23 protein-coding genes are annotated in these 22,765 nt (G+C 35.4%); 19 read left to right on the top strand and 4 right to left on the bottom strand.

The window, feature by feature from the left end:
• Positions 1-32 precede the first annotated feature (32 nt).
• Positions 33-509, top strand: a complete 477-nt coding sequence (locus TEPIDINF_RS08085; RefSeq protein WP_068725531.1) for an NUDIX domain-containing protein — start codon at positions 33-35, stop codon at positions 507-509.
• A 128-nt stretch (positions 510-637) separates the two neighbouring features.
• Entirely contained in the window at positions 638-769 is a 132-nt protein-coding gene (locus tag TEPIDINF_RS08080) for a YuiA family protein (RefSeq protein WP_235589094.1), read from the top strand.
• A 99-nt stretch (positions 770-868) separates the two neighbouring features.
• Here TEPIDINF_RS08080 and TEPIDINF_RS08075 read toward each other — a convergent pair whose 3' ends face one another.
• Positions 869-1,567, bottom strand: coding sequence for a chlorite dismutase family protein (locus TEPIDINF_RS08075; protein WP_421691723.1), 699 nt, complete (start codon positions 1,565-1,567; stop codon positions 869-871).
• A 177-nt stretch (positions 1,568-1,744) separates the two neighbouring features.
• On the opposite strand from TEPIDINF_RS08075, the gene TEPIDINF_RS08070 reads away from it, so the two are divergent.
• The 12 genes from TEPIDINF_RS08070 (at position 1,745) to TEPIDINF_RS08015 (ending at position 15,315) form a co-directional block, all read left to right on the top strand.
• Entirely contained in the window at positions 1,745-2,440 is a 696-nt protein-coding gene (locus TEPIDINF_RS08070) for a 3D domain-containing protein (RefSeq protein ID WP_068725529.1), read from the top strand.
• Between the two features lie 132 nt (positions 2,441-2,572).
• Complete coding sequence (locus TEPIDINF_RS08065; RefSeq protein WP_421691722.1) at positions 2,573-2,953, top strand: DUF309 domain-containing protein; 381 nt, start codon at positions 2,573-2,575, stop codon at positions 2,951-2,953.
• A gap of 94 nt (positions 2,954-3,047) precedes the next feature.
• On the top strand, positions 3,048-4,553 hold the full coding sequence (locus TEPIDINF_RS08060) for a leucyl aminopeptidase (protein ID WP_068725525.1): 1,506 nt from the start codon (positions 3,048-3,050) through the stop codon (positions 4,551-4,553).
• A 205-nt stretch (positions 4,554-4,758) separates the two neighbouring features.
• The gene (locus TEPIDINF_RS08055; protein ID WP_421691721.1) at positions 4,759-6,117 is read left to right on the top strand and encodes a sodium-dependent transporter; all 1,359 of its coding nucleotides are present in this window, start codon (positions 4,759-4,761) and stop codon (positions 6,115-6,117) included.
• Positions 6,118-6,279: 162 nt separating this feature from the next.
• Positions 6,280-8,307, top strand: coding sequence for a proton-conducting transporter transmembrane domain-containing protein (locus TEPIDINF_RS08050; RefSeq protein WP_421691720.1), 2,028 nt, complete (start codon positions 6,280-6,282; stop codon positions 8,305-8,307).
• 13 nt (positions 8,308-8,320) lie between these two features.
• On the top strand, positions 8,321-9,265 hold the full coding sequence (locus TEPIDINF_RS08045; RefSeq protein ID WP_068725521.1) for a respiratory chain complex I subunit 1 family protein: 945 nt from the start codon (positions 8,321-8,323) through the stop codon (positions 9,263-9,265).
• A gap of 15 nt (positions 9,266-9,280) precedes the next feature.
• Entirely contained in the window at positions 9,281-9,916 is a 636-nt protein-coding gene (locus TEPIDINF_RS08040) for a hypothetical protein (protein WP_068725519.1), read from the top strand.
• Positions 9,917-9,921: 5 nt separating this feature from the next.
• Complete coding sequence (locus tag TEPIDINF_RS08035; RefSeq protein ID WP_421691719.1) at positions 9,922-11,403, top strand: hydrogenase 4 subunit F; 1,482 nt, start codon at positions 9,922-9,924, stop codon at positions 11,401-11,403.
• On the top strand, positions 11,400-12,974 hold the full coding sequence (locus TEPIDINF_RS08030; protein WP_082732464.1) for a hydrogenase large subunit: 1,575 nt from the start codon (positions 11,400-11,402) through the stop codon (positions 12,972-12,974). The genes TEPIDINF_RS08035 and TEPIDINF_RS08030 overlap by 4 nt, the downstream gene beginning before the upstream one ends.
• Positions 12,975-12,990: 16 nt before the next feature.
• On the top strand, positions 12,991-13,470 hold the full coding sequence (locus TEPIDINF_RS08025) for an NADH-quinone oxidoreductase subunit B family protein (protein ID WP_421691718.1): 480 nt from the start codon (positions 12,991-12,993) through the stop codon (positions 13,468-13,470).
• 48 nt (positions 13,471-13,518) lie between these two features.
• A complete protein-coding gene (locus TEPIDINF_RS08020; RefSeq protein ID WP_068725514.1) occupies positions 13,519-13,845 on the top strand; it encodes an ArsR/SmtB family transcription factor in 327 nt (108 codons plus the stop codon).
• Between the two features lie 177 nt (positions 13,846-14,022).
• Positions 14,023-15,315, top strand: a complete 1,293-nt coding sequence (locus TEPIDINF_RS08015) for a Na+/H+ antiporter family protein (RefSeq protein ID WP_068725512.1) — start codon at positions 14,023-14,025, stop codon at positions 15,313-15,315.
• Between the two features lie 97 nt (positions 15,316-15,412).
• Here the strand turns inward: TEPIDINF_RS08015 and TEPIDINF_RS08010 are convergent, their stop codons facing one another.
• The gene (locus TEPIDINF_RS08010) at positions 15,413-15,973 is read right to left on the bottom strand and encodes an isoprenylcysteine carboxyl methyltransferase family protein (RefSeq protein WP_068725510.1); all 561 of its coding nucleotides are present in this window, start codon (positions 15,971-15,973) and stop codon (positions 15,413-15,415) included.
• A gap of 14 nt (positions 15,974-15,987) precedes the next feature.
• Positions 15,988-17,055, bottom strand: coding sequence for a type III polyketide synthase (locus tag TEPIDINF_RS08005; RefSeq protein ID WP_068725507.1), 1,068 nt, complete (start codon positions 17,053-17,055; stop codon positions 15,988-15,990).
• A gap of 163 nt (positions 17,056-17,218) precedes the next feature.
• Here TEPIDINF_RS08005 and TEPIDINF_RS08000 point away from each other — a divergent pair, with 163 nt between their 5' ends.
• Both TEPIDINF_RS08000 and TEPIDINF_RS07995 read left to right on the top strand, forming a co-directional pair.
• The gene (locus TEPIDINF_RS08000) at positions 17,219-17,497 is read left to right on the top strand and encodes a hypothetical protein (RefSeq protein ID WP_201024173.1); all 279 of its coding nucleotides are present in this window, start codon (positions 17,219-17,221) and stop codon (positions 17,495-17,497) included.
• A 140-nt stretch (positions 17,498-17,637) separates the two neighbouring features.
• On the top strand, positions 17,638-19,323 hold the full coding sequence (locus tag TEPIDINF_RS07995) for a glycoside hydrolase family 13 protein (protein ID WP_421691717.1): 1,686 nt from the start codon (positions 17,638-17,640) through the stop codon (positions 19,321-19,323).
• Between the two features lie 50 nt (positions 19,324-19,373).
• Here the strand turns inward: TEPIDINF_RS07995 and TEPIDINF_RS07990 are convergent, their stop codons facing one another.
• Complete coding sequence (locus TEPIDINF_RS07990; protein WP_421691716.1) at positions 19,374-20,948, bottom strand: hypothetical protein; 1,575 nt, start codon at positions 20,946-20,948, stop codon at positions 19,374-19,376.
• 205 nt (positions 20,949-21,153) lie between these two features.
• Between TEPIDINF_RS07990 and TEPIDINF_RS07985 the strand changes: the two genes are divergently transcribed.
• The 3 genes from TEPIDINF_RS07985 to TEPIDINF_RS07975 all read left to right on the top strand — a co-directional run bounded on the left by TEPIDINF_RS07985 (position 21,154) and on the right by TEPIDINF_RS07975 (position 22,476).
• On the top strand, positions 21,154-21,543 hold the full coding sequence (locus TEPIDINF_RS07985; protein WP_421691715.1) for a hypothetical protein: 390 nt from the start codon (positions 21,154-21,156) through the stop codon (positions 21,541-21,543).
• 110 nt (positions 21,544-21,653) lie between these two features.
• Positions 21,654-22,109: a CBS domain-containing protein gene (locus TEPIDINF_RS07980; RefSeq protein ID WP_161937318.1), complete on the top strand. Its 456-nt coding sequence runs from the start codon at positions 21,654-21,656 to the stop codon at positions 22,107-22,109.
• Between the two features lie 79 nt (positions 22,110-22,188).
• A complete protein-coding gene (locus tag TEPIDINF_RS07975; protein ID WP_421691714.1) occupies positions 22,189-22,476 on the top strand; it encodes a magnetosome magnetite crystal formation protein family in 288 nt (95 codons plus the stop codon).
• The last annotated feature ends 289 nt before the right edge of the window (positions 22,477-22,765 follow it).

Raw genomic sequence — 22,765 nt, 5'->3', positions numbered from 1 at the left:
TATGATATGCTAAAAAATGAGGTGAAACGAACATGAGAAAACAAGATGTGTGGCTAGGAGTTGGGGGTCTTGTTTTAAAGGAAGGGAAAGTATTAGCTGTTAAAAAATCATATAGCAAAACCAAAGGGCTATGGACTTTTCCAGGAGGTTTTGTCGGCCCAAACGAAACGATGGATGAGGCGGTTATAAGGGAAATTAAAGAGGAAACGTCTATTGATGCCAAAATTTTAGGAATCGTTGGTGGGAGAACTGGTGTATTAAAAACAGGTATTAGCGATCATTTGATTCTGTTTTATCTTGAATATTTAGGTGGAGATCCTAAGCCAAGACTTGGTGAAATTGAAGAGGCTATTTTTCTGCCGATTGAAGAACTTATTAACGATCCTAACACGACTGAATTTATGGCCAATTTTCTAAAAACGTTTCAAGTGAATAGGCATCGACTAGAAATTTTACCCTTTCAAACCTTTAGGAACTATGGTTACAACAGTTATAAAATCTTTAAATAATAACTTTAACAGTTTGATGTTTTCGCTTACATGAAGGAAATTGGACAAATAAGCGATAAAATAAAGCTTTATAATTTTCTGAATTATTGATATATTTTTAGTAATCTATCTGAACGGAGGCGATGGGTATGAAAGGTTATAGCGATCATATCTGTGAATACTGTGAAGGGCAAGGTTACTACGATCTCTTAGAAGGTGGCTCTGAAACTTGTCCAGCATGTGAAGGAACTGGTAAACAAGGAGAAGAGGAAGTAGCATAAGTGATCCACTACAATATAAAACGGAAAATTATGAAGGGGTGTGAATCAACAACGATTCTCACCCCTTATTTTTATCATTTTTAATTTTGTGGGTTATTCCTATATCGTATCTAACATTTCGGATACAGTTTCTTTACGAATACATGTAAACATCGGAACATCACGAAGCGTATAACGGCTTGCCTCTGATTCCCTTAGTTCTTGAACTAAATTGGAGAAGTCTTGAACATGGTCTGACTCAAAAGCAACAACAAATTCCTGATCATCAATACCAAAAGAGTATGTTGTATTTAATTTAACAGACGGATATTTCATTCCTACCTTAATATGTTCATCCATCATTCCCTGTCTTGTCGCAAAGGTTAGGTGATACCAATCTCTTGTTTTAATAAAGGGGTAAACGAATAAATATTTACCTTGTCCAGGCACGATATGAGCTCTTGAATTTTGATGTTCTGGATTGGCTTTATCGACATAGATGCTTCTCTTTGTTAGGGACAAATAAGAATAAGCAATGGTAAGGTATTGTCCTAGACCTGTATGTAATAATTTTGTAGTCATTTCCTGAAATAAATCTAATTGATAGGAGATTCTCCAAAGCAAAAAGTCTGTATCCCCTCGAAGTCCAACTAAAGAATATGTCAGTACCATCATCTCAGGATGATGATTATACTCCTCTACAACATTCCGAAATTCTTCTTTACGTTTTTGTTGTTCTTCTATTGGCAAACGTCGAAAGGCTGGGTCTAATTTAAAAAAAATAAAACTAACAAATTGGGTGGGTAATGTTTGTTGCATAAATGATTCCTCCTTTTTTAATAGCTATTTTTATTGTAGACAATATTGAATCATTTAACAATATATTAACTTTTTTTATAGTGTTTTATTTACTTTCTTTCCTATTTTTTCATCAAACAAGTATAAAAAATTTTTTTCTAGGAAAAGATGAGACTAGGAGAGGAGGTAGATAACAAAATGTCTACCTATATAAATCGACGAGTAAAAATAGCATTACTGCTGTTACTCGTCATATCACCCATTGTAACGATGGGATTGATGTTTGGTGAAAATGAAGTAAAACAAATTAATGTGTTAGAATTAAATCAACAAGAACAGCCAGCAAAAATGGAAGCAATTACAACTGATATAGATGAAATCAGACAATTACAAATCGAAAATCGAAAAAACCAAATAAGTACAATTAATCAAAATGAAACTCGTTCAATATCAGTTATAAGATCTAAACAAGCTGTCATGGTTTCAAAAATGGAAAAACAGTATGAGAAAATTACTGTTGTTGCGACTGGCTACACAGCGGGTGTAGAATCAACAGGAAAAGATATTTCCCATCCTGAATATGGAATTACTTACTCTGGTGTTAAAGTAAGAAGAAATCCAGAGGGGATTTCAACCATTGCCGCAGATTTAAAAGTGTTTCCATTAGGAACAATTCTATATATTGATGGATATGGTTACGGAATCGTAGCAGATAAAGGTTCTGCAATAAAAGGAAACCGGATTGATTTATACTTTGAAACCGTTCAAGATGTTTATGATCAGTGGGGCAAAAAACGAGTCGATGTATATGTGATCAAACGTGGTAATGGAAAAGTCACGGAAAAAGTATTAGAACAGTACGACCGTGTCGCAATGGTTAATGCTGAAATGTAAGAAGTAAGGAATCTCCTTGCTTCTTTTTTTCTTTGCACTTCTCTGCTTATCATGGCTCAGGTTCCTTTGATATGATCATATTACTACATTAAAGATATAGTCAAAATTGAGCGAGCTTGGAGTGTGAACGAAATGCAACGCAAATATCCAGAGGAATACTATCAATTTTTTAAAAAATTCAATGAAGGCGAATATTACGAATGCCATGATCTTCTTGAAGAGATTTGGATGATAGACAAACAGAATAAATTTTTACAGGGGTTGTTACAAGTAGCTGTTGCCATTTATCATTTTCAAACAGGTAATATCTCCGGCTCTCGACTACTTTTTCATTCTGCCTATAAATACTTACAACCTTATCGTCCTAAATACTGGGATTTAGATTTAGAACCAGTCATTGCCTACATTGAAAAAGCATTAACTTATTTACCAGAAGAGAAACGCATCACGATTGAGGAAGTGAAAAAAATCAATTTCCCTCTTGTAAAATTACACTTAGACGAAGGGGAGTGAAAACTTAGATAATCGAAATAATTTATTTTTCATTGTAAACGAGGTATAATGGGCAACAGTAAGGTTTAAAAATAAAAATTTTGGGGGTGCTGAAATGAAAATCGAATTTTTAAATCAACCAGTTACATCGATTCAAACAGATCTTCTTGTATTAGGACATTATAGTGAAAATACGAAGCCACAAGGTAAATTGGCTGATGTGGATCAAGCACTAGATGGAGCTATTTCTGATCTCATTCAACAAGGAGAAATTACTGGAAAGGCTAAAGAAACAACATTGATACATACCTTTGGTAAAATTTCTGCAAAACGGATTTTGGTCATTGGTTTGGGTGAGAAAGATGCGTTTGACCAAGATATGGTTCGCGAAATTGCTGCCGTAGCTGTAAAAACAGCGATTAAAGTCAAAGCTAAAAAAGTAGCCTCTTGCCCATTTGGAATCAAGCATCCAAATATACATGAGCATCATGTGACACATTCATTTGCAGAAGGAGCTCATCTTGCTCATTATCGTTTTGATGGATATAGTTCAAAAAAGGAAGAGCAACATCAGGTTGAACTGATTCAACTGATCGCTGAAGAAGTTTCTGATGAACTTAAATATGGGATTGAATGTGGAACAGCTTACGCATTAGGAACAAATTTAGCTAGGGATCTTGTTAATACACCTGGCAATAAGATGACTCCAACCCATATGGCTGAAAAAGCGATTGAAATTGCCCGCCGCTATGGGATGGAATATGAAATCCTTGAGCGTGATGAAATGGAGCGTTTAGGTATGGGTGGTTTATTAGCCGTGGCTCAAGGCTCAGAACAACCACCAAAGATGATCGTATTGAAATATCGTGGTAGGGAACAATGGGATGATGTTCTTGGTTTTGTTGGTAAAGGACTTACTTTTGATACGGGGGGCATCTCATTAAAACCAGGAGCCAATATGGATGAAATGAAAATGGATATGGGTGGTGGCGCTGCTGTTCTTGGAGCGATGGAAGCGATTGGCCGTTTAAGACCAAAAGTTAATGTTGTTGCGGTTATTCCTTCAACAGAAAATATGCCTTCTGGAAAAGCTTATAAGCCCGGTGATGTCATTAAGACAATGAGTGGAAAAACGATTGAAGTGCTAAATACAGATGCAGAAGGTCGTTTAATCCTATCTGATGGAATCACATATGCGAAACACTTAGGTGCTTCACGAATTATCGATTTGGCAACTTTAACAGGTGCGGTCTTAATTGCTCTAGGCGATGTAACCACTGCCGCAATGACGAATAATGAAGAATTTTTAGCGGACTTTATGAAATCGGCGAAAAAGGCAGGAGAAAAAGTTTGGCAATTACCTACCTTTGATGAATATAAGGAACAAATTAAGAGCCAAATTGCTGATTTGAAAAATACGGGTGGCCGTTTAGCCGGAAGTATCACCGCTGCATTGTTTGTCGGAGCATTTGCAGAAGAGACGCCATGGATTCATCTTGATATTGCTGGAACTGCATGGTCGAATAAAGAAACCGCCACAACGCAAAAAGGTGGAACAGGTGTGATGGTGCGTTCTTTAGTCCAAATCGCAAAACATTATGGTAAATATGGAATGAGATAAATTTGAATTTTATAACATGCTCCGTCGTACATGTCTTTCTTTGAATCAAGTTACTCCGGCTATAAATGGATAAATGAAAAAACTTCTTTACTGGAACACTTTTTGTCGTTAAACTATATACTATAAAATAGTAGACGAATGGATTAAGTTTTAGAATTTTAGTAGAGAACAGCTTGATGAGAATGAGAAGAGCGGAGGAGAGAAAATGAATCATGAACGGGGTAGTTTTACGTCAAAAATAGGATTTCTGCTGGCTGCTGTAGGTGCTGCTGCTGGATTGGGGAATATATGGAAATTCCCCTATATGGCAGGGCAATACGGAGGGTCAGCTTTTTTGCTTGTTTATTTAATCAGTGTTGTTATTTTGGGAATTCCATTATTATTAGCAGAAATTTCATTAGGCAAAGAAACGAGAACCGGCATTGTTGGGGCATTTGAGGCGTTTTCTAAAAAGAAGCGTTGGAAGGGTGTCGGCTATTTAGGTGTCTTTACTTCCATTGTTGTATTAGGTTTTTACACCATGGTTGGTGGATGGTCGATTTTTTACATGTTCGCTGCGATTAAGGGTGATTTTACAGGGTTGACTCCAGATCAATTTGGCCAATATTTTGGTTCCTTTATTTCACAATCCTTTCAGCCCATTATCTTTCAAATCATCTTTTTACTCCTAACTGTATTCATTGCGGTAAGAGGAGTAGAAAAGGGAATAGAAAAATCTAATAAGATATTAATGCCGTTATTAACACTATTATTAGTGATTCTCATGTTCCGCAGTTTAACTTTACCTGGAGCAACGAAAGGTTTAGATTTCTTATTTAACTTTGATTTATCTAAGTTGACACCTTTAATGATCTTAGCAGCATTGGGTCAGGCATTTTTCTCTTTGAGTTTAGGAATGGGGGGAATGCTTACCTATGGAAGTTATTTGCCTAAAGAAATGCCAATTAAGAAAACAGTCGTACAAATTGCACTTTACGATACGATTTTTTCATTATTGACCAGCCTAGTTATTTTTCCAGCGATCTTTTCCTTTAATTTTGAACCGGCAGCTGGGCCACCCCTTGTATTCATTACCTTACCAGCCATTTTTACGAAGATTCCATTTGGATCGTTTTTTGCTACTTTATTCTTTGCATTGGTCACTGTGGCAGCATTAACTTCAGCAATTAATATCCTTGAGATTGCTTTAGCTACATTTGTCGATCGGAAAGGATATAGTCGAATCAAGAGTGGAGCCATCTTAAGTATTCTTATTTTAATCTTTGGTATTCCAAGCTCCTTATCTTTTGGAGCATTAGGTCAAGTAAAGCTATTTGGTCTATCCATCTTTGAATTGATGGATTTCTTCGCCTCAAATATTTCGTTGCCTCTTGGTGGAATTCTTCTAGCGCTTTATGTGGGCTTTGTCTGGGGGATGAAGAAGGCAATGGCAAGTGTTGGTTTTACACCACAAGACAAACTTGCAAAAGCTTGGGGAATTTCTCTTCAATATATTGCTCCAATTATCGTGTTCTTTGTTTTGCTTCAAGTCACTGGGGTTTTTAAAGCACTGGGTATATATTAGATGAATTAACTGTTCAAAGCTGGGGATAGATGCCCCGGCTTTTTTTTATACAAATTTTTTTAAAAAAATGATTGCAAAGAGATAATGTCAAACTTAAAATATATCTATATTGCTATATATTAAAATTCATATATTTTAATATACTTCATTGGGGGAGAAAAAATGAGTTTGTCAATGTTTGGTGAGGATTTATTATTATTAGCCTTTACCTTCCTTTTCCTTGGTAGTGTAGGGGTTATTTTTTGGAGCAAAAAACAACAATTTGCAAGATGGATCACTCTTTTTACTGGTGGTTTAGGCAGTTTATTTGCATTATTAAGTTCGTTGTGGGTTTTAACGACACAACGTTCAATTTACATAGAAGGTTGGAACATTACTCCGAACCTTAACATGCTCATTCGCATGGATCAGTTATCGGCTATTTTCGTTTTGGTCATTTCACTTATTAGTTTTGTTTCCTTTATCTATGGATTTGGATATACACAAAAATTTATAGGTAAAAAAAGATTGGATTTTATGGGGGCATTGGCAAATAGTTTTGTTTTGATGATGATTGCCGTTGTTACTGCTGATCATTTTATTACTTTTTTAATTGCATGGGAAAGCATGTCGATTTTATCCTATCTACTCGTTGTGACTGAATATGAATATACCCCTGTTCAAAGGGCAGGTTACGTTTATTTGGTCATGACCCATATTGGGACATTCTTTATTATTCTAGGGTTCTTCTATTTATATCGTTGGACTGGAACTCAACAGATTTCTTTGCTTTATGAACAAGCAAAACAGATTTCGGACTTTTATAAAAATCTGTTATTTTTCCTTTTTATTATTGGTTTTGGAACAAAAGCTGGTATTTTTCCTTTACATGTTTGGCTACCAAGAGCGCATCCAATCGCTCCCTCCCATATCTCAGCCTTGATGTCAGGAATTATGATAAAAACAGCATTATATGGAATTTTGCGCTTTCTTATTCAAGATTTTTCATTTGGAGAGACCTGGTGGGCATGGGTAATAATTATTTTAGGCATCTTATCGGCCATTTATGGAGTTTTATTCGGTGTTGTAGAAAAAGATATCAAACGCTATTTGGCTTATAGCTCTTCTGAAAATATGGGATTAATGTGGATGATACTTGGTGTTTCTATGCTTTTGATTCAGCAGCAAGAATGGGTGTGGGGAATTTTTGCCTTTACAGCGTTACTATTTCATTTACTGAACCATGCTGTTTTTAAGAGTTTATTATTTTTAGGTGCTGGATCAATTGATTATTCCATACATACAAAAAATATGAACCATATGGGTGGACTCATTCATCGAATGCCTTGGACAAGTGTTATGGTTTTAATTGGAGTTATGGGAATGGCTGCAATACCACCATTTAACGGATTTATCAGTGAATGGATGATGTTGAAAAGCTTCATATATTTGATGTCGAATTCTCAAACTCTTTATGCCTTGGTGGGACTAGTACTTTTAGCGGTTTTAGGGATGGTAGGGGCTTTAACCGTTGCAGGAGTCGTTAATCTATTTGGTCTTTCATTTTTGGGACGCCCCCGTTCTTCACATGCAAAAGAAGCACAAGAGGTACCTTTATCAATGAGATGGGCAATGGGCATCTTGGCTAGTTTGATTCTTATATTGGGGCTTGGCTCAAAATGGATAGGTCAGTGGTTATTTCTTCATGCTCAAAGTTTAATTTTTAATGGTTCTATTATTGGTTCAAAACTGCCTGTTTTAACGCTTAAGGATACAGCACATTCATTTACGATTCAACCTTTGTCTCTTGGTGTTTTGCTATTGATTGGGTTGTTATTGGGATATGGATTGATTCATTTCTTCTTTCATCGTCCAACGGTAAGAATCAGTCCTACTTGGGGATGTGGCATTCAACTTGATGAGAAAATGGAATATACTGCATCTTCCTTTACGCATCCATTTTTATATATTTTTAAAAAGGTGATTCCCTCTAGTCAAATGGTTCAGCATAGTAGAGAGGGATATTTTCCTCATCACGTTCAGTATAAGCTCCTTGTAAAACAAATGCTTGATGTGATGATTTATCGACCTATTTTACAAGGATTATTATGGCTAGCTTCTAAGATCAAAAAGATACAGAATGGGAACATTCAAACCTATTTAACATTTATGTTTGTCACACTGATCTTGTTTTTATTATTCGTGAAATAGGAGGCGAACTAAAATGAACTTATTCTCTGAATTTGTATGGATATTTATCCAATTTGCTCTATTTTTAATCGTTTCGCCTTTTATCCAAGGGATCATTAAAAAAACGAAAGCAAGGCTACAATCTAGAAAAGGGCCATCGATTTGGCAAGGATACTATGATTTAAAGAAGTATTTTCATAAATCTATCGTATTATCTGAGGATGCATCTTGGATCACGAAGATTACACCCTATGTCGTTTTTACTGCTATTGGGTTGAGTTCGATTTTGGTCGTTACTTTTTTCTATTCTCCTACCCGTGGGGAAATTGGTGATATTTTGGTGATTATCTATCTATTTACATTGGCACGCTTTTTCTTAACATTGGTAGGATTGGATGCAGGGAGCTCTTTTGGTGGAATGGGTTCTAGCAGAGAATTAGCAGTTTCAGCATTAGCTGAACCAGCCTTCATTTTAGCTGTTTTTACTTATGTCTATCCGCTTAAAGTTACTTCTTTTGACGAAGTGGTACGACAATTAAACAGTTCAAACATCGAATGGTTAAATCCTACGATTCTCTTTTCATTTTTAGCGTTATTCATCATTCTGCTTACGGAAACAGGTAGGATCCCTGTAGATAATCCGGATACTCATTTAGAGTTAACGATGATTCACGAAGGGATGTTATTAGAGTTTACAGGTAGACACTTGGCACTGATGACTTGGGCACAATGGATCAAACAAATGATTTTATTAAGTATCATTGCTAGTTTCTTCTTTCCATATATTTCATTCAACTACACTTTTCTAGGAATCTTTACTAGTTTCATCATTTATTTTGCCAAAATAATAGGACTTGCTATTCTTCTTGGTGTGGTAGAAACAGCTTTAGCAAAAATGCGCTTTTATCGAATTCCGCGTTTATTGGGGATGTCTATGATTCTTTCTATTTTTACCTTCTTATCACAGTATGTTATTTAACGAGGTGAGAAACACATGATTACATGGTTATCATTGGGGTTATTAACGAGTACGCTACTGTTATTGGTAATACGCCAATTACATTCAGCTGTATGGTTTCTCGCGATGCAATCTTTATTTATCGCAGGGATAGTCTTTCAAATTGGAATAGAAGATAAAGATTTTCATTTATTTTGGGTTGCTTTATTAACGATAGTGATCAAAGTGGTTGTTATTCCATTTATCTTATCTATTACGGTTTCCAAAGCAAACAATAATAGCAATGCCTGTAGTCGGTTAAGGAGTTTTTATTCTTTTGTTATCGGTATTGCCTTATTAATGGTTGGATCTATTGTGGTTCACCGAATGAATATTCAACAAGATCATTCAAGTTTTGAAACGATTCAATTAGCGATCGATATGTTGTTCTTCGGTGCATATATGATGGTGATCCACCAAAATGCGATGATGCAAGGAATTGGGCTGATGACGATTGAAAATGCCATTTTTCTTAGTTCTATCGCTATAACGAATGGAATTCCTTTTATGATCGAATTAGGCATTTTTTTTGATGTTCTCGTTTCAGTAGTCATTATTGGCATATTTTCCTATCGGATTCACCTCACCTTTTCTAGTATGAATGTTGAGGAACTGCAGAAATTGAAGGGATGATCAACATGTTTTGGGTTTATCTCGTTTTATTACTACCGTTAATAATAGGGATTTTTTCATGGATATCTCCAAATTTAAAGGAAACAGAAAGAATCCATTTTTGGGGGTCGATCCTATTCTTTTTTGTTGGGATACGAATCATCTATCAAGTCTATCAAAAGGGACCTATGATTAGTCAAAACCAATATTTTTATGTGGATGAATTAAGCTCTTGGATTATGATGATGATTGTCGTTATTGGTTTTTTATCTTCCATCTATTCAATAGGCTATATACGTGAGGAGCAAGAAAGACACTCCTTAAATGAAAAACAATATCAAAGGTACTATTTATTTTTTCATTTATTTTTGATGACAATGGTTTTGGCTGTGGTAAGTAATAATATAGGGATTATGTGGGTGGCAATTGAATTAACAACCCTTGTTTCTGCGTTACTTGTCGCACATGATCGTTCAGGAACATCGTTAGAAGCAGCTTGGAAATACTTAATCATTGGCAGTGTAGGGATTTCCTTTGCTCTGATTGGGGTTATTTTCCTATATGGTGCTGCAGTCAATCAATTAGGTGGAACCGCTAGTGCGCTTCACTGGACTAATTTATATGAAATGGCCAATATCTTAAATCCAAATTATTTAAAATATGCTTTTTTATTTATATTGATTGGTTTTGGTACCAAAGCTGGACTGGCACCTATGCATTTTTGGTTACCTGATGCACATAGTCAGGCTCCAACGCCGATTAGTGCTTTATTATCAGGGGTATTACTCAATACAGCGATTTTTGGCGTATTGCGAGTCTATTCTATTCTTTATCAAGTTTATCATCCTGTTCAATGGTGGTTAATCCTTTTTGGGGTGTTTACTGTTGTTATTTCAGTTCCTTTTCTTTTAATCCAAAAAGATATAAAACGATTACTTGCTTATTCTAGTGTTGAACATATTGGAATTATTTTCTTTGGGTTAGGGATAGCAACACCATTTGCTTGGTATGGTGCAATTCTACATATGTTAAATCATACGTTGATCAAGTCGATGTTATTTTTCTCAGCAGGACATATGGTAGTAAGATATCGTAGCAAATGGATGAATAGAATCAGAGGGGTTTATCACAACTTGCCTATTTCAGGAGTTCTATTTTTAATTGGTATCTTTGCAATTACTGGTTCTCCACCATTTAATGCATTTATTAGTGAATATCATATTTTACTAGGAGGAATTGACTCTGGTTTAGCTCTTTGGACCATTATCGTCTTTTTTAGCATTATTCTAATCTTTGCAGGTATGTTTTATTATGGCAGTAAAATGATCTTAGGTAAAAATCAAGAAGAAAACCTGAATAAACAGATAAGGAAAGAAAATAGATGGATGGTTTCTCCTATGCTCATTCTTGGATTTTTAGTTATTTTATTTGGAACTTATATTCCAGCACCTATTGATCAATTTATTCAACGTACGATTAGAATTCTACAAGGGGGAGGATTATCATGATTGATTGGTTAGCAGAATTATCTTCCTATTGGTCAAAAGCAAAGCAAGGAAATGAAATAAGGGAACATTGTTATTATATTGAAATCACCGAATCGGATTTAATCGAAATTGTCAAGGTGATTAAAGAAAATCTATTTGGCCGTTTAATCACCATTGTAGGAACAGATCAACGTTTACGAGATAAAGGTTTTATGATTTATTATGTTTTTGGTATAGACGCAGCACAGGAACATCTTGTTCTAGCTTATCGGATTGATGAAAAAGAAGAACATTTTCCATCGATTACACCTTATCTTCCTGCAGCAAATTGGTTTGAAAGGGAGATTCAAGATTTATTTGGACTAAAGGCAATAGGTCATCCGAATCCAAGCCCACTTGTACTGCATGGTTTCGATTTAAAAAAAGGCTATCCTTTACGAAAGGATACAGCAAAAGATGCAGCCATCACCTATGCAAATCTTCCGCTACAGTTTACTAAATATGAGAGTGATGATGTTGTTCAAGTTCCTGTAGGCCCTATTCATGCAGGCGTTATTGAACCAGGACATTTTCGTTTTGGGGCGATTGGAGATTCAGTGCTTCACTTGGATGCACAATTATTTTACACCCATCGCGGGATAGAAAAGACGAGTGAAGGATTATCTGTTGAAGAAGCATTACAATTAGCAGAAAGAATTTGTGGAGTAGATGTAATTTCTCATGCAATCTCATTCTCACAAGCAATCGAAAAAATAGGGAAGATTGAAATTCCAAAACGTGCTCAATACTTACGAAGTATTTATCTTGAATTAGAACGTTTATATAATCATGTAGGTGATGTAGGGAATTTAGGGGCTGGTGTTGGTTTTGCTTTTGCAGTTAGCCAGGGATTAAGAATAAAGGAAGAGCTATTACGTTTAAATGAAAGGTATTTAGGCCATCGTTATCTAAGAGATTTGATTGCTATTGGTGGAGTGAAAAAGGATATTTCAAATCAAGCATTGGAACAGATGGTTCATGAGATAGGTTTTCTTTTACAAGACTTTAGAGAAATGGCCGATGTGATGATGAAACATGAAATCGTCCTTAATCGAATGAAGAATACGGGAATTTTACGATTGAAAGAGGCGAATGATTTAGAAACAGTAGGAATTGCTGCAAGAGCCTCAGGAAGAAACCTTGATGTACGCAGAGATTACCCGCATGACATGTATAAGGACATCGATTTTAACGTTTCTATTTATAATGAGGGGGATGTCTTTGCTAGAGCAATGATTAGAGTGGATGAAATCAAAGAAAGCTTTTCTTTAATTAAGCAATGGGTGAAATCTATCCCCGAAGGAGAGATCCAAATAGCGTATGGGGAATTGCCTTCTTACCAATGGGCTTTAGGAGTAACTGAATCAGCAAGAGGTGAAAATGTTCACTGGGTTATGGTTGGACCTAACCAAACCATTGAACGTTATCGGATTCGTTCAGCTCCTTATATGAATTGGCCAGCCGTACCTTTAACAGTACCAGGCAATATTATTCCAGATTTCCCACTCATTAATAAAAGTTTTGAGCTTTGTTATGCATGTTGTGACCGTTAAAGAAGGGAGTGATAAAATGGGAATGTTCAATAAGATTTGGAAAACGGGAAAAGTAACAGAAACAGATGAACATCTTCAGAAGATAAGTCAAGGAGAAAAGCTATCCCTTCATTTACGCCATTTAGATGCTGGTTCTTGTAACGGTTGTGATTTCGAAATTGCACACTTAAGCAATCCGATCTATGATATTCAACAATATGGGTTAGATATTGTCGCTTCACCTAGACATGCGGATGGAGTATTGGTCACAGGAAGTGTAACACATAACCTTTATGAAGCGATCAAAAAAACCTATGAAGCAGTTCCTGAGCCTAAAAAAGTAATCGCTGTAGGGGATTGTGCTTGTGGAAAAGGAATAATCGGCAGTAATTATGCTCAATATTCATCTGTAAATGAAGTTCTACCAGTAGATATCGAAATACCAGGTTGTCCTCCGTCACCTAAAAAGATTATTGATACGATTGTAAGAAAAATGTCAAAAAAATCTAAAGTATGATAAAGTAAGGAAAGAAATAGCTTGTTCGTTATGTTAGGAGGGAAGTTTTTGGATTTAGAATTACAAGAGTTTAAAGCGGAATTTTTTAAAGCTTTAGCACATCCATTAAGAATCCAAATACTAGAATTGCTTCGAGATGGTGATAAATATGTCCATGAGTTACAAGAACATATGCAAGTGGATAGTGCTGTAGTATCCCAGCAATTGGCTATATTGAGAAGGAAGAATATTGTAATTGGTATCAAAGAAGGAAATAAAGTCACGTATTCGGTTAAAGACCCTGCCATCTATGAATTGTTAGAGGTAGCCAAAAAAGTATTTAACAATCATCTTGTTGATACGATCTCTTTATTAAAAAAAATGAAAAATAGCTAATCATTAAATGAAATTTAGAGAAAAGGGAGGCTTGACTGACAAACCTCTCTTTTTCTATTCAAAAAATTTGTTGACGAATGTCGAAAAACATTTTAAAATATAAAAGCCCGTTTTTGCTTGCTTTAGTTTGGTAAATTGGTAATAAATTAAAGATAAAATAATATGAGGAGGATATGAATGAACGCAGTTGTTGTTTCCGTATTAGTCATGTTAGGGCTTAGTTTACTAAGAGTAAACGTGATTTTGGCCCTTATAATTGCAGCATTTACTGGAGGATTGCTAGGTGGCCTTGGTTGGCAAGGGACATTAGATACATTTATTGGTGCGATTGGTTCAAATGCTGAAATTGCTTTAAGCTATGCATTACTTGGTGCTTTGGCAGTGGCAATCGCCCATACAGGATTAATGCAATTATTTGTTCAATCTTTATCTAGAGTGTTAAAAGGGGCAAGGGGATTTCTTTTGGTCGTCATAGCGGTGATCTCTTCTTTTTCACAAAACTTAATACCTGTGCATATCGCCTTTATTCCGATTTTGATCCCCCCTTTATTAGCATTGTTCAATCGATTAAAAATTGACCGTCGTGCTGTTGCAGTTGCTTTGACATTTGGTTTGCAAGCACCTTACATGCTTATTCCAGCGGGATTTGGCTTAGTCTTTCATAAGATTGTCCAAGAAAATGTGGAGAAGTACGGACTAAGTATTGAACTTAACCAGTTACCATTTGCCATGCTACTTCCAACGTTAGGAATGGTTGTTGGACTATTTGTTGCAATTTTTATTACCTATCGTAAACCTAGAGAATATCAGGAGATCGAGATTGATCAAACCAAACATCAAGAAACGATTCGTTTTAACTTTAAACATTTAGCTGCTATTATTGCTATTCTTATTGCTCTTGTTGTGCAGTTGCAAACAGAATCAATGGTTCTTGGTGGATTATCTGGATTAGTAGTGATGTATGTTCTTGGCGCGATAAAAATAAAAGAATCTGACGAGTTATTCACAAATGGTGTAAAGATGATGGCCTTTATTGGATTTATCATGTTGGTCGCTGGCGGATATGCTGAAGTGATCAATGCTACTGGTCAAGTTGACAGCCTTGTAAAAGCAAGTGTTGATTTAATTGGCCAAAATAAATTACTAGGTTCCTTTATGATGCTTCTAGTTGGTTTACTTGTGACGATGGGAATTGGCACCTCCTTTGGAACAGTTCCTATCTTAGCTCCTATTTATGTACCTTTAGCAGCGGCATTAGGTTTTAGTCCATTGGCTACCGTTGCTATCATTGGAACAGCAGGAGCATTAGGTGATGCGGGTTCACCTGCGTCTGACTCCACATTAGGTCCTTCTTCCGGTTTAAATGCTGATGGCCAGCATAATCATATTTGGGATACAACGGTTCCAACGTTTATCCACTTTAACATTCCGATCATCATCTTTGGTTGGATTGCTGCAATGATTTTATAAAGTCGATATAGTGATGAGTAAAGCAGGGGATTAAACTCCTGCTTTTTTAAAAATAAGAAAATATAACTTTCTTTCACTTGCCATATACAAACCTATTTTACTGATTATTTTTTTGTGGAAAAAATCGAGGGATGGTTTCCATCTCTTCTTTATATGAAGTACAAGCGGAAAGTGCCTTTTCTTCCACTTTAATTCGTATAGTTAATAGCAAGGTATTTAAAATAGGAAACAGGATAGCGGAGTAATAAGCTCCAAAGATAAGTGGAATCGTAATTATCTCTACCATTACGATCAAATAATTAGGATGTCTGATAAATTGATATGGACCTTTATGGATAGGTTTGCTGTTGGGAAGAATATAGATTCTTGTGTTCCAAAAACGCCCTAAGGAAGCCATCGTCCAAAACCTCATCCCTTGAGCCAATACAAAAATCGTGAAAGGAATTGGCCACCACGTAGGAAGGAAAGTAAGATCCGAGCTCTCAATATAGACACTTAATAAAAAAGTAATGTGTAGCATGACGATAAATGGGTAGTGTTTTTGCCCTACTTCGAACCCACCAAGCGATTCAATATAGACAGCGTTTTTCTTTGCAATATACAATTCAAAAATGCGTTGTAGGATGACAAAAGTAAGAAAAAGAGATAAAAAGGTCATTAGAAATCACTCCTTTATTTCATCCATTCTAATAGAATGATTTCGGAACTAAATCCGGGACCCAAGGCAATTAAGATACCATGCCCATTCTTAGGTGGATGATTTTTAAGCAACGCTTGTAAAACAAAAAGCACGGTTGGACTAGACATATTGCCATATTGGTTTAATATCTGTCTAGTGATCATCGTTTCTTGCTCAGTAATCTGAAAGGCATTTTCATAGGCCTCAATTACTTTGGTTCCACCAGGATGCAAAATAAAAAACTGAAGATCGGATAGAGTTAAATGGTGGTTTAATAAGAATTGATCCACATTTGGCTTCAATTCGTTTTGTACGATGCTTGGAATATCCTTTGAAAAAATCACCTTAAGTCCATTATTTCTTACATCCCATCCCATTACATCTAAACTATTTTTCCAGATCGTACTTTGTGAGTCAATCATTTTCAATCCTGCGTCTGTTTGTAAAACCTCATCACCTACAATTAATACCGCAGCAGCACCATCCCCAAATAATGAAGTGGCCACTAAGTTACTCTTTGAAAGATCGTTTCGTAAAAAAGCGAGTTCACCAATCTCTAGGGAAACGACTAAAACTTTATCATTAGGAAAAGCTCTGGAATATTCCATTGCTCTTGATAGACCTGCAGCCCCCCCTGCACAACCCAACCCCCAAATGGGTGTTCGTTTGATATGAGGATTAAAATGAATGTCTGGATCATTAAACAAATAGGCATCGATACTTGGCGTAGATAGTCCAGTGCTAGAAATAAATAGAATGTGATCGATATCTTCAGTACCAAAAGGGGTGTTCTTTAGACAGTGAAAAATAGCTTGTTTAGATAACTCAATCGCATTTTTTACATAAATCATGTTTTTTTCTTCAAATGTGTGTTCTACTTCAAACCATTCGATGGGGACACAAAAGTGTCGCTTTGTAATCTGAGTATGGTCAAAAATGTGTAATAATCGATCTATATCTTTAAAATGATCTTTAAATAATATTTTGGAAAAATTCTTAGCTGTTTCTTGGCTAATTTCGTAAGGAGGAACGGCTGTTCCAACAGAAATTATATATGACACATCATCATCTCCAAAACCTATTTTTCCTAATTATTCCCAAAAAAATAAAAAGATATGTAAGGCTATAAACCAGAATTTAACTCGTATGGCGAAAAGAAAAAAGAGCAAAATGAAAAAGTAAGCGATTGGCTTACATCACAAAATTTTTAGGAGGGGTTTATTAGTGGCTCAACAACAGCAACAACAATTACAACAAGCCATGCAAGCAGTTCAACAGGCTCAACAAGCGGTTCAACAAGCATCGAGTAAAAATGATCCTGTACAGTTGCAGCAAGCCCAGCAACAATTACAACAGGCAACTCAACAGGTTCAGTCAGCTGTAAGCAGTATGGCGGGCCAAAATCAACAACAATTGCAACAGGCTCAACAGCAATTACAACAAGCGACACAGCAATTACAGCAGGCTACCCAATCTGTTCAACAGAGCCAAAACCAAGCCTAAAAATTTTAATTCCTCGCAAAGGCATCCTAAAATGGGTGCCTTTTTTATTATGCAAACGTTAACATTTATCATAAAAACATGATAGAATAGAAAAAGTAAGAAAAAGTAGACAAAACCAATCAAGTTTGAGGAGGATACAAATGGAAAGAAAGTGGTGGAAAGAAAGCGTTATTTATCAGATCTATCCACGTAGTTTCATGGATAGCAATGGAGATGGAATTGGGGACTTACAAGGAATCATCTCCAAACTAGATTATCTAAAAGAGCTGGGTGTAGATGTAATTTGGCTTTCTCCTGTTTATCAATCACCAAATGACGATAACGGTTACGATATTAGCAATTATCAAGAGATTATGGATGAGTTTGGTACCATGGAGGATTGGGAACAACTTCTCGATGGCTTACATTCCCGAGAAATGAAGTTGATTATGGATCTTGTTGTCAACCATACATCTGATGAACATCCTTGGTTTATTGAATCTAGGTCTTCTAAAGATAATCCCTATCGTGATTATTATATTTGGCGTTCAGGTAAAAATGGTAAAGAACCAAACAACTGGGAATCCGCGTTTAGTGGATCTGCTTGGCAATATGATGAGAAAACAGATGAATATTACTTACATCTTTTTTCTAAGAAACAGCCAGACCTCAACTGGGAAAATCCAAAAGTTCGTCAAGAAGTATATGAAATGATGACCTGGTGGTTAGATAAAGGAATTGATGGCTTCCGTATGGATGTGATTAACTTTATCTCAAAGGTTGAAGATCTACCTAGTGCACCGATTCAAAATCCAAACAAACCTTACCAATCGGGTGGACAATTTTTCGTAAATGGTCCAAGAATCCATGAATTTTTACAAGAAATGAATCGAGAAGTATTATCCAAATACGATATTATGACGGTTGGAGAGACGCCAGGTGTTACTCCGCAAGATGCTGTCCTTTATACAGGAGAAGACCGTCATGAACTTAATATGGTCTTTCAATTTGAGCTAATGGATGTAGATAGTGGCCCAAATGGGAAATGGGACTTAAAGTCTTGGAAATTGACAGAGATCAAGCGTATCATGTCCAAATGGCAAAATGAACTAAACGGAAAAGGCTGGAACAGTCTATACATGAACAACCATGACCAACCGAGAATGGTCTCTCGTTTTGGCAATGATACGACATATCGCATACCATCTGCTAAAATGTTAGCCACCTTTTTACATACTTTACAAGGAACCCCCTATATTTATCAAGGGGAAGAAATCGGGATGACCAACGTTCGTTTTGACACGATTGATGACTATCGAGACATTGAAACCTTAAACATGTATAAAGAGTATGTAAATGAACGTCACATCGATCCACAAAAAGTCATGGAGAGTATCTATGTAAAAGGTAGAGACAATGCAAGAACACCAATGCAATGGGATGAGAGTGAACATGCAGGCTTTACAACGGGAACGCCGTGGATTGCTGTCAACCCTAACTACAAAGAGATTAACGCTAAAAAAGCATTAGAGGATCCAGATTCTATTTTTCAGTACTACAAAAAGTTAATTCAATTAAGGAAAGAACATCCTATTATCGTTTATGGAGATTATAAGCTTCTGCTAGAGGATGATGAAAAAATCTATGCTTATACGAGAAGCTTTGGTAAGCAAAAGCTGTTAGTGATTCTGAACTTCAGTAAAGATCAGGTTCCATTCCATTTGCCAGAAGAAGTTCAATTTAACAGCAAAGAATTACTTATCAGCAACTATTCAGTAAATGAAGCTCAAGAGATCAAACAGTTTTCGTTACAACCCTATGAAGCAAGGGTATATTTAGTAAGTTAAGTTAATCAACAATAAAGAGGCACCTCAATAAAGAGGTGCTATATTTTTTGCTAAATAATATATGGCCCTAAGAGGATAATAATCAACCATAGATTGATACCAATATAGTAGGAAATTTCTTGTAACCCAGACCACTCTTTGTTTTTACCTATTTTTACAGCAAACCATGTAAACAATGCTAAAAGAAGTGGGATGATGAAAGAACTTCCTGTGAAGGTTAAATAGTTTGGTGCATACGTATAAAAGGATGAGTTAAAGATCTTTTGGATAAACAATAGTTGTGTTCCTAAATACAACAAAATACTTGTTAATTTAACCCAGCTCACACCTTTTTCTACAAGATTAAAATTGTAGAAGAGTAAGACGACGAGAAAGATAGTAGGTGGAACAACCCATAGCATACCATTAAATATTACGAGTAAAGAGACTGCGAAAGCTAATAATGAATCAGATAACGCATTGATCCAGTCATTTGTATTTAATTTTTGACTCTCTTGTAAGATAGTTGGGTCTGTTGTCGTTCCCATCAGTTCATACTTGTTTTTTGTAAGATAGTCTAACCACAAAATTAAACCATCATCAATCCAAAAGGGTTGAACAGATAGTTCAGAAGTCGTACTTCTTTTATTTGTTAACCATTGTTTATTTTCATACTTTGCTTCATAAATATTTACGGCACTTTTCTTTGGGGCGATCAACCCTTCAGCTGAAAATAAAAGAACAGGTTGATTTTCTTTTAAGGATAAATTAAGATACTGCGGATTCTCTATAGGAATTTGGCTTAATTCTTCTTTAATTTTGACCTGTTCAAACTGTGGCTTTTCTGCAATTGCATCTAGTAACATTGTTGTATAGAATGCCCTATAAGTAGTAACACCTTGTTTTGTACTTGAGATCGAGTAAATAAAATGAAGTTTATTTTCTTGCTGATTATATACATATTGAACATCCGCAATCGATTCCCCAGCATACTCAGATAAAGAAAACAAAGAAATGATCTCGTAACCCTTTTTCTGCTTGGAAGGATTAAATAGTTCTAATTGCAAATCATTGGCATTGATATTTTCTACGGTAATGAAAGAAGAATCTTCGTTTAAAATAATCGATTCAATCTTGTATTGAGTTTGGCCAACAGAAACAATAGAGAAGTCATTCCTATCCACTGAAAACAGTTGTTTTCCTTGCCAATATAAAATCAGATCCTGATTGGCTATCATTCCATCCACATCAGGTGCTAATTCTTTTTCCTTTTCTCCGTTAACGTGTACTAATTTTCCCTCTTTGATATAAATGACGTTTTGTCTGTCTATCCAAAAGGGTTCTAAGGTTGGGATTTTAATAGGAATTGTTGATTGGTTGCTTACTTTCAGTTGATCATTGATTACAACTTGATTGATATGTTCTCCAGTAGTGGCATAGATGTGATAGCCATCTGTTGTTTTAACCCAAAAAGGTTTTGCATTTGCTGTAGTAAGAGGTAAAGAAATAGAACGGCTCCATCCATCACTTGGTAAAGCTTTTTCTTCTTGTAAGTTTTGTGCAAAAAGTAATAATAATAGTGCAATAGTTACCAAGATTGGTATAAACCAAGGCTTTAATTGTTTATGTTGTTTGTCTTTTGTCACGTTTCCCCAACTTCCTATCTAACGAATTTTCAGTCAATGTAAAAAATTCTACATTTCAAGTTAAAAATCCTTTTAAGATATTTTATCTAGAAAAGTATGATTTCCTCGATTATATAAACAATATAGACTTAATTTGATACACGTTTTGGAATCATGATAAAATAAAAAAGAAAAACAGGTATGTAGCATTGAAAGGTGAGAGAGGATGGAAAATAAAGAAAAATTAGCAGTTGACCTTTTTATCAAATATTCATCTAGAGATCTAGCTGTTTTTAAACAAGCTGTTGCAAAAGCCAAAATGATCATGATCCGAGATATTCATTTAGATGAGCGGTTCAAACCGCAAAAATATGCGAGGTATTTTCTAACCTATAGAATTTTAAAGTTACCGGAACAAAAACCACTACCCCAATTTAATATCTTTCAACAAAGAATTGAACGCTTGCAAAATGCGGCTTTGTCACTAGAATTATTAGAAATACAGCTACAAAACCTCCAGAATCAACAGGAATTATTTTGTTATTTGGAAATTGGTGGGTTGTATGTATTAGAAGAAGATCCCGCAGATCAAAAACCCTGGTATAGCTTATTCTGATTACTTTTGCGGGTTTCTTTCTCACTTCCCCCATCTTTCATCCTCCTTTATTTTGCTCTTCATTATTTTTCGTAAAAAACATAAAATGTATATAGATAGGGGAGATGATTATGCTACAACAAGTAAATCAATTTAGAGATGAAATCATGTCAAAAGAAATAGGGACATTGATTATCCCGAAAAAAAATGTAATTGTGATTCGTTCTAAATGGAATTTGGAACAGGCGCTGAATAAATTAATTGAATCAGGTTGGTCTTCTGTTCCTGTATTAAATGATCAAAACGAAGTAGAAGGGACTATAAGTAAAACGTTAATCTTAGAACACGCTAGATTAGAAAGAGTACCTTTTTACCATGATTTTCAAAGAAAATTAGTTCATGATTCAATGCAAAGTCACGTTCCTACTTTAAGTGAAGATACCCTTTTACGTTATGGAATTGAATTATTGGTTGATTGGCCATATTTGCCTATTGTTAACAAACAGAAGAAATTTAGTGGAATTCTTACTCGAAGATCCGTTTTGGATTATTTATTAAAAGTGTTTTATGAAGAAGTAAATGAGTAAGAGGAACCCTCCAAAAAAGTGTAACTTTTTAAATGTTTACACGTATTTATAATTAAGAAAAAGTATTAAGGGGGACTACATGAAGGATTATCGAATTTTTGCAGCTTTAAGTTATTTTAGTATCTTTTTTGCTGGATTTATTTTTCCGCTAGCCGTATATTTTATTGTTCAAGATGATGAAGTCAAACATCATGCTAAGAGAGCATTGATTTCTCATATATTACCTTTTTTAACGTTTATCATTGTTGTCTTTGGCATGATAAGTGGTTCCACTGGTTCTGTGATTGGCTCAATGATTTTATTTATGATTTTAAACTTTTTTATTGTCATTTGGAATGTGATTCAAGGAATAAAAGTATTGATGTAATCTCTTTTTTTCATTAAAAAAAGTGGAAAATTTTAACTTCCCTCCGAAAGAAGTCTCCCACTTCTAAACGTGAAGGTGTGCCAGCACCAGTGAAAGTAGGAGATGAATTTCGGTTAGGCGTAGCCTAAAGTTGTCTTTTTTTGCATGATATAATCAGTCTTATATAAATGAAAGGCTGATATATCAATGAAATTAGACTGGGTGAAAATTACAATATTTCCTTAGTAGAATGGAATCACGATGTTGAGAAGCTTTTGCTTACTCACAACGGGTGGTGCGCCCATTGAAG

Origin of the sequence: Tepidibacillus infernus, from assembly GCF_048898065.1 — a bacterium.
GTDB lineage: Bacteria > Bacillota > Bacilli > Tepidibacillales > Tepidibacillaceae > Tepidibacillus_B > Tepidibacillus_B infernus.
Note: the sequence above shows the minus strand (reverse complement) of the source record. Positions and strands in the feature narration are given on the sequence as shown.

What these genes read in the sequence shown, in the direction of transcription:
- TEPIDINF_RS08085 (WP_068725531.1), top strand. Translation starts at nt 33, where the DNA reads ATGAGAAAACAAGATGTGTGGCTAGGAGTTGGGGGTCTTGTTTTAAAG.
- TEPIDINF_RS08080 (WP_235589094.1), top strand. Translation starts at nt 638, where the DNA reads ATGAAAGGTTATAGCGATCATATCTGTGAATACTGTGAAGGGCAAGGT.
- TEPIDINF_RS08075 (WP_421691723.1), bottom strand. Translation starts at nt 1,567, where the DNA reads ATGCAACAAACATTACCCACCCAATTTGTTAGTTTTATTTTTTTTAAA.
- TEPIDINF_RS08070 (WP_068725529.1), top strand. Translation starts at nt 1,745, where the DNA reads ATGTCTACCTATATAAATCGACGAGTAAAAATAGCATTACTGCTGTTA.
- TEPIDINF_RS08065 (WP_421691722.1), top strand. Translation starts at nt 2,573, where the DNA reads ATGCAACGCAAATATCCAGAGGAATACTATCAATTTTTTAAAAAATTC.
- TEPIDINF_RS08060 (WP_068725525.1), top strand. Translation starts at nt 3,048, where the DNA reads ATGAAAATCGAATTTTTAAATCAACCAGTTACATCGATTCAAACAGAT.
- TEPIDINF_RS08055 (WP_421691721.1), top strand. Translation starts at nt 4,759, where the DNA reads ATGAATCATGAACGGGGTAGTTTTACGTCAAAAATAGGATTTCTGCTG.
- TEPIDINF_RS08050 (WP_421691720.1), top strand. Translation starts at nt 6,280, where the DNA reads ATGAGTTTGTCAATGTTTGGTGAGGATTTATTATTATTAGCCTTTACC.
- TEPIDINF_RS08045 (WP_068725521.1), top strand. Translation starts at nt 8,321, where the DNA reads ATGAACTTATTCTCTGAATTTGTATGGATATTTATCCAATTTGCTCTA.
- TEPIDINF_RS08040 (WP_068725519.1), top strand. Translation starts at nt 9,281, where the DNA reads ATGATTACATGGTTATCATTGGGGTTATTAACGAGTACGCTACTGTTA.
- TEPIDINF_RS08035 (WP_421691719.1), top strand. Translation starts at nt 9,922, where the DNA reads ATGTTTTGGGTTTATCTCGTTTTATTACTACCGTTAATAATAGGGATT.
- TEPIDINF_RS08030 (WP_082732464.1), top strand. Translation starts at nt 11,400, where the DNA reads ATGATTGATTGGTTAGCAGAATTATCTTCCTATTGGTCAAAAGCAAAG.
- TEPIDINF_RS08025 (WP_421691718.1), top strand. Translation starts at nt 12,991, where the DNA reads ATGGGAATGTTCAATAAGATTTGGAAAACGGGAAAAGTAACAGAAACA.
- TEPIDINF_RS08015 (WP_068725512.1), top strand. Translation starts at nt 14,023, where the DNA reads ATGAACGCAGTTGTTGTTTCCGTATTAGTCATGTTAGGGCTTAGTTTA.
- TEPIDINF_RS08010 (WP_068725510.1), bottom strand. Translation starts at nt 15,973, where the DNA reads ATGACCTTTTTATCTCTTTTTCTTACTTTTGTCATCCTACAACGCATT.
- TEPIDINF_RS07995 (WP_421691717.1), top strand. Translation starts at nt 17,638, where the DNA reads ATGGAAAGAAAGTGGTGGAAAGAAAGCGTTATTTATCAGATCTATCCA.
- TEPIDINF_RS07985 (WP_421691715.1), top strand. Translation starts at nt 21,154, where the DNA reads ATGGAAAATAAAGAAAAATTAGCAGTTGACCTTTTTATCAAATATTCA.
- TEPIDINF_RS07980 (WP_161937318.1), top strand. Translation starts at nt 21,654, where the DNA reads ATGCTACAACAAGTAAATCAATTTAGAGATGAAATCATGTCAAAAGAA.
- TEPIDINF_RS07975 (WP_421691714.1), top strand. Translation starts at nt 22,189, where the DNA reads ATGAAGGATTATCGAATTTTTGCAGCTTTAAGTTATTTTAGTATCTTT.